This window comes from Prosthecobacter sp., assembly GCF_044226605.1.
Classification (GTDB): Bacteria; Verrucomicrobiota; Verrucomicrobiia; order Verrucomicrobiales; family Verrucomicrobiaceae; genus Prosthecobacter.
Map to the genome: position 1 here is coordinate 140,475 of NZ_JBGAGS010000020.1, position 10,259 is coordinate 150,733.

General features: G+C 62.4%; 11 protein-coding genes. 3 read left to right on the forward strand and 8 right to left on the reverse strand.

Annotation, left to right across the window (positions count from 1 at the left end):
- Positions 1 to 161: 161 nt before the first annotated feature.
- Both ACILSO_RS24780 and ACILSO_RS24785 read right to left on the reverse strand, forming a co-directional pair.
- A complete protein-coding gene (locus ACILSO_RS24780) occupies positions 162 to 1,688 on the reverse strand; it encodes a LamG-like jellyroll fold domain-containing protein (RefSeq protein ID WP_395740163.1) in 1,527 nt (508 codons plus the stop codon).
- Positions 1,681 to 2,217, reverse strand: a complete 537-nt coding sequence (locus ACILSO_RS24785; protein ID WP_395740164.1) for an RNA polymerase sigma factor — start codon at positions 2,215 to 2,217, stop codon at positions 1,681 to 1,683. The genes ACILSO_RS24780 and ACILSO_RS24785 overlap by 8 nt, the downstream gene beginning before the upstream one ends.
- Positions 2,218 to 2,362: 145 nt before the next feature.
- On the opposite strand from ACILSO_RS24785, the gene ACILSO_RS24790 reads away from it, so the two are divergent.
- Positions 2,363 to 2,830, forward strand: a complete 468-nt coding sequence (locus ACILSO_RS24790) for a hypothetical protein (RefSeq protein WP_395740165.1) — start codon at positions 2,363 to 2,365, stop codon at positions 2,828 to 2,830.
- 222 nt (positions 2,831 to 3,052) lie between these two features.
- Here the strand turns inward: ACILSO_RS24790 and dhaL are convergent, their stop codons facing one another.
- The gene (gene dhaL, locus ACILSO_RS24795) at positions 3,053 to 3,679 is read right to left on the reverse strand and encodes a dihydroxyacetone kinase subunit DhaL (protein ID WP_395740166.1); all 627 of its coding nucleotides are present in this window, start codon (positions 3,677 to 3,679) and stop codon (positions 3,053 to 3,055) included.
- A 132-nt stretch (positions 3,680 to 3,811) separates the two neighbouring features.
- A complete protein-coding gene (locus ACILSO_RS24800; protein WP_395740167.1) occupies positions 3,812 to 4,852 on the reverse strand; it encodes a 3-hydroxy-5-phosphonooxypentane-2,4-dione thiolase in 1,041 nt (346 codons plus the stop codon).
- A gap of 119 nt (positions 4,853 to 4,971) precedes the next feature.
- Between ACILSO_RS24800 and ACILSO_RS24805 the strand changes: the two genes are divergently transcribed.
- On the forward strand, positions 4,972 to 5,802 hold the full coding sequence (locus ACILSO_RS24805) for a helix-turn-helix domain-containing protein (RefSeq protein ID WP_395740168.1): 831 nt from the start codon (positions 4,972 to 4,974) through the stop codon (positions 5,800 to 5,802).
- 241 nt (positions 5,803 to 6,043) lie between these two features.
- Here ACILSO_RS24805 and ACILSO_RS24810 read toward each other — a convergent pair whose 3' ends face one another.
- The 4 genes from ACILSO_RS24810 to ACILSO_RS24825 all read right to left on the reverse strand — a co-directional run bounded on the left by ACILSO_RS24810 (position 6,044) and on the right by ACILSO_RS24825 (position 9,909).
- Positions 6,044 to 6,886, reverse strand: coding sequence for an amidohydrolase family protein (locus ACILSO_RS24810; RefSeq protein WP_395740169.1), 843 nt, complete (start codon positions 6,884 to 6,886; stop codon positions 6,044 to 6,046).
- A 23-nt stretch (positions 6,887 to 6,909) separates the two neighbouring features.
- The gene (locus ACILSO_RS24815) at positions 6,910 to 7,803 is read right to left on the reverse strand and encodes an endonuclease/exonuclease/phosphatase family protein (protein ID WP_395740170.1); all 894 of its coding nucleotides are present in this window, start codon (positions 7,801 to 7,803) and stop codon (positions 6,910 to 6,912) included.
- A 66-nt stretch (positions 7,804 to 7,869) separates the two neighbouring features.
- A complete protein-coding gene (locus tag ACILSO_RS24820) occupies positions 7,870 to 8,940 on the reverse strand; it encodes a dihydrodipicolinate synthase family protein (RefSeq protein WP_395740171.1) in 1,071 nt (356 codons plus the stop codon).
- Positions 8,941 to 9,129: 189 nt separating this feature from the next.
- Positions 9,130 to 9,909 carry an SDR family NAD(P)-dependent oxidoreductase gene (locus ACILSO_RS24825; protein ID WP_395740172.1) on the reverse strand — a complete coding sequence of 260 codons (780 nt, stop codon included), beginning with the start codon at positions 9,907 to 9,909 and terminating at the stop codon, positions 9,130 to 9,132.
- Between the two features lie 52 nt (positions 9,910 to 9,961).
- Here ACILSO_RS24825 and ACILSO_RS24830 point away from each other — a divergent pair.
- Positions 9,962 to 10,259 (forward strand): sulfatase-like hydrolase/transferase (locus tag ACILSO_RS24830; RefSeq protein WP_395740173.1); only part of this gene is annotated, 298 nt, incomplete at its 3' end.

Consider the following 10,259-nt stretch of genomic DNA (forward strand, 5'->3'; position numbering starts at 1 on the left):
GGGAATGCTGATGGATGCCTGAATGTGGAGACGAAGTCGGTGGGCGGCAAAACTCCTGCCATGGGCGGTTGGGGGGAGGGGCCTGCCTGCACTGAAGCAGGTACTTTTGTATGCAGGCGGCAGCCTGAAGACAGCGGGCAGGGGTTTGGCACCCTATGGCGTCATTTTGCCAGTGCGGCGATCTCGGCATCGCTCAGGGCACGATCCCAGAGGGCAAATTCGTCCATGGCCCCGCTGAGGAGGCGGATGGCCACGCCACCGGAACTGCGGCGGTCGTTCCAGTTGCCGAGTTCGGCGATGCCGATCTTCAAAGGCGCGGGGTCCCTGATGTCTGAGCGTGTGAGCAGCTCGCCATTGGCGTAGTGGCGCACCTGCCTGGTGGCAGGGTCAAACACCACAGCGAGGTGAGTCCAGCGGCCGAAGCGCTCCGGGGTGAAAAAGACGGGGGTGTCGTGGTCCACATGACCAGCTCCACTGCCGCCAGCCACGCCGAGGCGCACCTTTCCTTCGCGGGTGATCTGCCAGTGAGTCTTGCGGTCGCCCCAGCCTTCGGACATGAAGAGGGAGTTTAAGCTGCGGTCGAGGCCGTTGACGCGCACCCAGACGGCCATGGTGAGGGACTTGGTTTCGCCGGGAATGTAAAGCCGGACGCGATCGCTGACGTTGCGGAACTCAAGGGCGCGCTTGCCGGGCCAGCGGCCCGTGGTCCAGGAGGCGCCCACGATGCTGCCGTCTTCGATCTGGGAGCCGTCCTTCGCGTGGTTGCGCAGGGAGCGCGCGCCTTCGTCGTCCTGGAAATCAAAGCGCAGGCGCAGGCCGGAGTCGGCGTTCAGCTTTGCATTGGAAGCGAGCCATTTTTCAAACTGGAAGCGCTGAGACATGGCGCTGCGGGCGTCGATTTCATTGAGTGAGGAGAAGCTGGAGGCATTTGCCGGCAGCACGGCGGTATTTCCCGCGATGGCCATGGCCTGGCCTTCCTTGAGGGACTTCATGGTGGCGGCTGGCTGGTGGAGCTCCACCTCGCCTTTGAAGACATGGACTTCCTCATTTGAGGCGCTGACATCCAGGCCGAATTCGGTGCCAAGATCGACGATGGTGCCCTTGGGGGTGTTGATGCGGAAGCCCTTGGCCTGCGGCGGCACCTGGGCGCTGAGCTTGCCGCGGGTGCAGGTCGCCTCCCCGGAGGAGACGAGCTGAAGGTCGGCGGGGCCTTCGATCAGAACGCGCGCGCCTTGATAAAACTCGATCTGGGCGATGCCGGATTTGAGCTTGAGCCAGCCGGGGGAGAGCGGCGTGCCAGGGGTGACGGCAGCGGAGTCCCATTCGAGGTTCACGCCGCGAGTGAGCACGGCCACGGAGGCGGTGGTTTCCTCTTCGGCCTCGGAGGGCAGGTCCAGAGCCGAGTTCATCAACCAGGTGCCCAGCAGGGTGATGCAGGCGGCCATGGCAGCGACACTGGTGACGGTGGCGAAGGTGAAGCGGCGCTTCGGCAGGAGCGCAGGAGGGATGATTTTGGTCTCCGGCAGCAGCGGCCTGGTGGCGCGCAGCATGGCGTCCATTTCAAAGTGCTGGAGCAGGCGTGCGCCGAGCTCCGGATGGGACTGAAGCAGGGTGTGGAGCTCTTCGGCTTCGCCGGTGGTCAGCGTGCCTTCGACGTAGCGCTGGATGAGGGTGTCGGTGTCAGGCATGGGCGGGGCCTCCCTGGCTGGTGGTGGCGCGCTCGATGCACTCGCGGAGTTTTTCGCGAACGCGGGAGAGGGCGCGGCAGACGGTGTCCGCCTTCATGTTGATCTGGTCGGCGATCTGCGGGGTGCCGATGTCGTTGTAATAGTAGAGTTCGACGAGCTCGCGGCTTTTCTCCGGCAGCTTTTGCAGGCAGGAGCGCAGCACGCTGATTTCTTCTTCGTAGCGTGGCGGGGCCTCACGCTCTTCGGCGAGCTGGCGGATGTGATCGGCGAGTTTTTGCACCACCTCAGGCTGCTGCCGCGTGCGCTCGCGCCATTGCCGCAGCGCGATGTGGCGCGTCATGGTCGCCAGCAGCGGGCGGGCATCGGTACTGAGGTCCCACTGGGACTCCTTGGCCATGAACTCCAAAAAAACCTGCTGCGCGATGTCTTCCATCAGACCCGGCCACGGCGCGTACTTGAGTGCGACGCCCCTCACAAAATCGTGATGGGCGAGGAAAACCTGCGCGGCCTGGGTCTCGTGCGTGTTCATGGGTTGCCATTAATCTCACGCGGGGAGGGGGAACCGGACAGGGTTTTTTGTGGGGGATGTGCTTTGTTTGCGCTGGCCAGACAAATGCCTTTAATTGAGATTGCCGTCGCAAATCAATGGCATAAACCGGACCTAGCCAAACATCGTGGTGAAAACGACGAATCCCCATCCTCTTGCGGCCCAACAGCTGAAACTAGGCATTGAAGTCGGTGTTGTTGAAGTTGCGGAAGTGATTCGCTGGGCCGACAACCTTTTGGAAACCGAGCCTTACAACGACGATATTGCCAACGTCTCATTAGCGGAGCACGCCCCAATGAAAAAGCTTCGATTGTTGCTTGAAAAAATTGCGGATGGCACAAGCGAGTGGGACGGACTGCGATTGATTCTCGGGAGAATGCATCAGAGTCTCGTCAAAAGGCCAAAAAAGATTCGTGGCTATGTGCGGTTCTTCACAAAAATATGGATCCGAAATGGTTGTACAGCGCCTTCGGATTTACATTTTATCAGGGGGCTTGAAACTGCATTTTTACTTTCTAAGAAAGGTATCTTTGGGTCTCAGGAAACAGTTCGCGCTGCTTTGCTGAAAGATTTGGCTCAGTTCGTGCAACCTTGATAAAACGAGGGCTGATTAAGATCTGCCTGTTTGGGGTTTCGTGCATGTTCATCGACTTGCAATACTGATGACACGCAGCGTGTTGTGTCACCGCTACGCGGTTCCACGAGAATGATCACGGTGGGCGGGCTGCATACCGTGGGTTGGCACCCACGGCTACGATTGTGACAGCCCTACGGGCTTGGCCGGAGCCGGAGTCGTGAATGTCTCAGTCTACGCTTCCTATGCCTTCACAAAATCCCGCATCGTGTTCAGCATGACAACGACGGAGCAGGCGCCGGCGTCGGGGAAGCCGAGGCAGGCTTCGCCGAGGGTTTTGGCGCGGCCGAACTGGGCAATCATGGCTTTGCTGGCTTCCTTGCCGGACTCGGCTGCAGCAGCGACGGCGGTGAGAGCTTCGGTGAGGGAGAGGGTGGTGGACTCGCGGGCTTTCTCGGCGGCGGGGGCGAGGGCGTCGATCATGGTCTTGTCTCCGGGCTTGGCGCCGCCGCGTTTCATGACGCCTTCGAGGGCGGCAGTGAGGAGGAGGGAGAGGCCTTCGGCATCGAAAGCTGGACGACCGGCAAGGGCCTTGCCACCGGCGCGATAGACGGTGCCGAAGAGGGCACCGGAGGCTCCGCCCATGCTGGTCATCATGGCGGTGCCGGTGGTGACGAAGACCTGCTCCACACTGGCAGCATCGAGAGGTTCGAGCTGGGCCTTCACCGCCTCCATGCCGCGCTTCATGCCGAGGCCGTGGTCGCCGTCGCCGAGATCGCGGTCGGCTTGGGAAAGCATGGGTTCGGCGGCGATGATGGCATCGGCGACCTTCAGCATCATGAGGCGGACTTGGTTGGGCTTGAGTTCCATGGTGGAAGAGTGTGGAAGGTGGTCGTGGCTGGAAGAGTGGGATCGTCTTGATCCCTGATTAGAAAACGGTGGATGAAAAGAAGGGGGATCAGGATGATCCCCCTCCGGTGAATGCGTTCAGACTGCTGGCGCTTACTTCTTCTTCAGCTCCTTCTTCTTGAGGTCGTTGTAGAGTTCGAAGGCCTTGTTGGCATTGAGGCCGCCGTGAACCACGCCGTGGACGGCCTGCATCATTGAGACGGGGGCGTCGCTCTGGAAGATGTTGCGGCCCATGTCCACGCCGCTGGCACCTTGCTTGATGGCGTTGGCGCACATCTTCAGGGCGTCGAGCTCAGGGAGCTTCTTGCCACCGGCGATGACGATCGGCACGGGGCAGCAGCTGGTGACGGTGTCGAACTCCTTCTCGGTGTAGTAGCACTTCACCACGTTGGCGCCGAGCTCGGCCATGATGCGGGTGGCGAGGCGGAAGTACTGCGGCGTGCGGGCCATCGCGCGACCCACGGCGGTCACGCCCATGACGGCGATGCCGTAGCGGCTGGCGGCGTCCACAAGGTCGGTGAGGTTCTTGAGGGACTGGCGCTCGTAGGCGCTGCCGATGAAGACCTGCACGGCGAGCACGCTGGCATTGAGGCGGATGGCTTCTTCGATGTTGAGAGCGGTGCTTTCGTTGGAGAGGGGCTCAAAGCCGGGGCGGGCGAACTTGGCCTTTTTGCCGTCGATTTCGCCTTCCCACTCTTCCATGGGGCTGATCATCGAGGTGCCGCCGGAGGCGCGCAGGGCGATGGCCTTGGTGGTGGAGGCAGGAATGACGGAACGCTGGATGCCGCGGGTGAGCATGAGGCAGTCGGCCCAGGGGGCAAGGGGGAGGATGGTCTGGTCCACGCGCTCCAGGCCGGTGGTGGGGCCCTGGAAGTAGCCGTGGTCAAAGGCGAGCATCACGGTGCGGCCGTCCTTGGGATTGAAGACCTTGGAGAGGCGGTTCTTGAGGCCCCAGTCGTACTGGTGGCAGCCCTTGAGGAAGAAGCCGGGAGCGTCCTGAGGGACGTCGGTGAAGTATTCCTTTTCCTTCTTGTCTGCTGCCCCAGTCGTACTGGTGGCAGCCCTTGAGGAAGAAGCCGGGAGCGTCCTGAGGGACGTCGGTGAAGTATTCCTTTTCCTTCTTGTCTGCTGCACTGGTGGAGATGTCTGCCATGGTGTGGATGTCGGTTAGGTTGAGCTTTCATCCATTCAACAATCCCGGCTTGCCGTCCATGCACGGGCGCGCCAGATTTGTGTCGGATTTCGCAATAGTCATGAAAAAGGACAGCCTACTCAGCCTCGTGCCCTCCGGTTCAGAACATCGCGTGCAGGGGCAGCGCACGGTGGCGCTGCCGGGGGTGACGGTGGACATCCTGACCACGCGCAAGATCGAACTGCAGCAGTGGGAGCTGCGGCGGCTGAATGATCCGTACTGGCGGCTGTACTGGCCGGTGAGCGAGGGCGGGGTGGTGGAAATAGACGGCGAGAAGACGGCGCTGAAACCGGGCTTCATGTATCTGATTCCGCCACACACAACTTTCAGCACGACGACCACGAAGCCGTTTGGAAAATGGTACGCGCATTTCAACCTGGGTCCGGTGGCGGACCGGGTGGCGCCGGGGATCCACCGATTTCCGACGAGCAAGGCGATGCGCAGCGTGATTCCCGGTCTGGTGGAGATGAGCAAAAAGCAGGAGGGGGTGAGGTTTCCGTGGCCGACGATCCAGCTGGTGATGTCGGCAGTGCAGTGCCTGCCGGAAGAGGTGTGGGAGAAGCAGCACCTGGATGAACGGGTGCAGCGGGCGATGGAGTTCATGCACCAGCATCTGGGGCTGAAGCTGACGGCGGAGCAGGTGGCGCGGCATGCGGGGCTGAGCCTGCGAAATCTGAACCATCTCTTCAAACAGGAGCTGAACCTGGCGCCGATGCGGGTGCTGCTGGACTACCGGCTGGACGAGGCATGCCGCAAGCTGAGGCACTCGCAGAAGAGCATCGACATCATCGCGGAGCAGTGCGGGCTGACGAACCGGTATTACCTGAGCCGGATGCTGCGGCAGTACCGGAATACTTCGCCGGCGGCGTATCGGGATGAGAGCTGGGGTTGAGGCCTGGACCAACTCTTAAAAACTTTGTTACATGGTCCGGACGGCGGAGCGGCCCATTGGCTGCGTTGGTCGCCTGCCTGTTATTTGCAAATAGCAGACGGCACTCCCGCCTTGCCACTGGGGCCGCTGCGCTCGCCGGTTCAATATGACAATCTTTTCGAGACCTGGTCTAGCAATGCATGGACCGCCGGGATGATGGGTGTGGCGGAGCGCTGATCGACGGACAGGAGTGTCCAGCGTACTAGAGGCCGAGGAGGTGGAGGCTGTCCCGGTGGATCATGGATTCGATCTCGATGAGATTGAGGCGGGGAAGCTGGGTGCCTTCGAGCATGTGGTTGAGCTTGCGGATGCCGTCGATGGAAGCGTTGACGGTGGTGAAGGGGAAGTCGGTGCCGAAGAGGAGCTTGTGCCAGACGCCGTACTCCTGCGCGAGCATGAGGGAATTGTAGAGCTGCCAGGGGCGGTAGTGGAGGGCGCTGACGTCGGCGAAGACGTTGTCGTGTTTGCGGATGGTGACGAGGCACTCGCCTTCATAAGGATGACCGAGGTGGGCGAGAATGATTTTGAGGCCGGGGTGTTTCAGGGCGACGGGCTCGATGAGGCGCGGCAGGGTGTAGGCGAGCGGGGCCTGGGCGATGAAGGTGGTGCCCATGTGAAGGAGGACGGGAAGGCCGTGCTTTTCCGCGTAGGACCACAGGGGCTCCAGAGCCGGATCGTCCGGGCTGAAGCCGGCGTACATGGGCATGAGCTTGATGCCGCGGAGGCCGAGCGTCTCGTGGCCGAACTGCATCTCGCGCTGCCAGTTTTCCTGAGTGGGGTCGAGGGCGAGAAAGCCGATGAGGCGGGAGGGATCGTGCGCGACGTAGTCAGCGACGGACTGATCATTCACCCAGAGGCCGCTGAGCTTTGCCTTGCCGCCAAAGACGATGGTGCGGGTGTCTGCGGGAGCGGAGGCGCGATAGGCTTCGTAGGTGGCGCTCATGTCCACCTTCACACCGGGGCGTGCGCGGCCGGCCTGATGGATGAAGTCTTCGGAGAAATCGGCGGGGAAGTTCCAGGCATGGGAGTGAACGTCGATGATCATGGGAGGGAGGATGGGCGTGACTTTCAGGGCTGTCTGCGGAGTTCGACTTCGATCCAGCGGGCGGCGTGGTCGCTCCAGGGGACTTTGGGGGTGGCGGTGAGGAGGCCGGTGAGCTTGCCGAGGGAGAGGACGTGCCACTGCCATGCGGGGCCGCTGCCGAAGATGTGGTCAATGGCAGTTTTGTCTCCGGTGAGATGCCGCCAGTCGCCAGAGGCAATGAGAGGGGCGAGGACGTCGCTGTCCGGTTTGTTGTTCCAGTCTCCGAGCCAGAGGGCGGGCGCGCCGGTGTCCTTCACGCGGGAGGCCCAGGGGAGCAGCTGGCGGCCTTGCGCAAGCTGGGTGGCATGGTACTGGCCGCGGTAACGGGCGTGCATGTGGGTATTGGCGATGTAGAGCGGTGAGCCATCGGGAAGCCGGAGGGTGGAGAGGGAGAGGCCTTTGCCGGCCCACCAGTCGCCGTGGTGCACAGCCTCGGGGCGGCCGCCGTCGGCGTAGCGGATGAAGCCGTCTGACTCAATGGGAAAGCGGCTGACGAGCAGCAGGCCGCTGCCAACGAGGCCGCTGGAAAAATAGCGTGAGTGAGGCAGGCCGGCCTCGCGCAGGGCGGTGGTGAGGAGGTCGCGGTCTGCCTGGACGAAGACTTCCTGGAAGCCGACGATGTCGGGGTTCAATTTTACGATCTCGCGGGCGATGACCTGCATGCGCTCGGCTCGGCGAGGGGTGAAGCCGAAGATGCCCCAGAGATTCCAGGTGACGACGCGGAGGCGCAGAGGGGTGAACGCGGGAGGTGGTGTGACCTTGGCAAATGTGGTGGGTTCTGGTATGGCGGTGTGGTACACGTTCCAGGCCATCGCGGCGGCGATGAGAAGCGCGGAGGTGAGGAGGGTGAGGATGAGGCGCTTGAGGAGACGCTTCATGAGGGGATGATTGGGCGGAAGGTGCAGGTTTGAGAGCGCTGGGCTCATCTCGACGGAGCGCCGCGGCTACTTTTGGCGGAGCCAGTAGTGCTGCTTGTGGCCGCGGTGGGTGAAATCGTCGACGAGCTGGCGGGCTGCGGATTCGGTTTCTGCATCGCACATGACGAAGTCGTTGCCGTTGTCGTCAGTGCGGCAGACCTGCCAGGCGGGTGTTTGTTTGACGGCGGTGGATTCTGCGGCGGCGAGCATGCGGTCGAACTGGCGGTCCACTTCGCGTTTGGTTTCCTCATCGAGTTTGAAGCCGACGGGGCCGCGGATGAGGGTGTTTTTGAAGATGCCCTGGCGCACGAGGAGGTGCTTTTCGACGGCGAGGAAGCCATCGAGGCTGGTCTGCATGGAGATGAGGGCGGAGAGGGGGCCGTGGATGCGGTCGGCGGTTTCGGTGTCTCCCGAAGTGAGCGCATTCCACAAAGGAACGAGGCCGCGGATGAGATCGGCGCCGGGCATGGTGCCGACGACGCCGCGCTTGAAGGAATCAACGAGAGCGATGCCGCCGGTGCCTTCAAAGACGCGGGCGCGGCCCTGGGTGGCATCGCGGAGCTCGGAGAGCTTGGGGCCGATGGGGGAGGCTTCGGGCTTGTACTGCACGCGTTCGGGGCCGAACTCTTCGAGGAGTTTTGCCTGCATGGCGATGGGCATGGGCTTGCCAACGTAGCCGCTGGCGTCCTGCACGATGACGGGGATCTGGATGGCGTGGATGATGCGGGTGTAATAGGCCAGCAACTCGCTCTCGCCGATGCCTATGGAGACGGGTGGAATGGCCATGACGGCATCGGCGCCGACGCTTTCGGCGTGCTTCGCGTAGCGTTCGGCGGTCTTGGAGGATTCAGCGCCCACGCTGATGATGACGGCACCGCGTGCTTTGCCGAATTTGCAGGCAGCGGCGGCAAGGGCTTCGCGCTCCTCGCTGTCGAGGCGGAGGGTTTCGGAGACCATGGCCATGACGATGCCGTGGGAGCCGCAGTCGTAGAGCCAGGAGATCTCGCGATCGAGGGTTTCGAGGTCGAGGGTTTCGTCTTCGAGCCAGGGAGTCTGGAAGACGGGGAGGACGCCGTGGAGTTTGGGTGCAGGTGGCATGGATGAGAAGGGGGCTGGACAGGCGTGCGAAGCGATTGTGACGTGCGGTCTAGCCGCAGAGGGGCGGAGAGGCAGAGGGGGCAGAGGGGGCAGAGATTTGTTCAAACACGGAATACACCGATATACGGAAACCGGACGGAGGTGCTCAAATGATTTGCTTTGGAAACGGCAGGCTGAATGGATTCGATGTCACCAGAGGAGCTTGCCGCCGTCGAGGATGAGGATGCTGCCCGTCATGAAGCTGCTGGCTTCGCTGGCGAGGTAGAGGGCGAGGGGCCCGATCTCCTCGGGGCGGCCCCAGCGGCCCATGGGGATGCTGGTGGCCACTTCGCCCTCGAACTCGGGGCGTTCGCCGATCCAACGTTTGTTCGCATCGGTGAGGAAAGGGCCGGGGGCGATGGCGTTGACGGTGATGCCGTGGGCGGCCCAGTCGGCAGCGAGGGCCTTGGTGAACATGGTGACCGCTCCTTTGGAGGTCTCGTAGCTGCGGCCGCGCATGGCCTTGCCGGGCCAGAAGGCATTGATGGAGGCAATATTGATGATGCGGCCCCATTTGCGCGGGATCATCGCACCGCCGATGCGCTTGGTGAGGATGAAGGCCTGGGTGAGGTTGAGATCGAGGATGCGCTGCCAGTCTTCGAGCGCGAGATCTTCGGTGGGGGTGTTGATGCGGCGGCCGCCGACGTTGTTGATGAGGATGTCGATGGGGGCGTGATCGCGCAGGAGGGTGTCGCAGAGGCGCTCGGCCTCTTCGGGCTTGGAGAGATCTGCCTGGAGAGTGGTGACGTGAATGCCGGCAGCGCGCAGTTCTGCGGAGGCTTTTTGCAGGTGCTCTTCATTGGAGCCGGAAATGATCACTTCCGCGCCGGCTTCTCCCAAGGCGCGTGCCATTTCGAGACCGAGGCCGCGTGAGGCGCCCGTGATAAGGGCGCGGCGGCCGGAGAGATGGAAGAGATCGAGAACAGGCATGGGAAAAGGAATCGGCGGAGTGAAACGACTCTTTCAGGCGTTTCCTCCAGGCATGACGCGAATCCTTCTTTCGACGCTGTTTTTGGGACTGGCTGCCAGTGTGCAGGCGAAGCAACCGAACATCTTGTGGCTGGTGGGGGAAAACCTTTCGCATGATCTCGGCTGCTACGGGGCGAAGCATGTGAACACGCCGAATCTGGACCGGCTGGCGCGGGAAGGGGTGCGGTTCACGAATGTGTTTTCGACGAATCCGGCGTGTGCTCCGAGCCGCAGCGCCTTCATGCTGGGGATGTATCAGACGACGACGGGCACGCAGCACATGCGCTCGCATCGCGAGGATGATTTCAAAC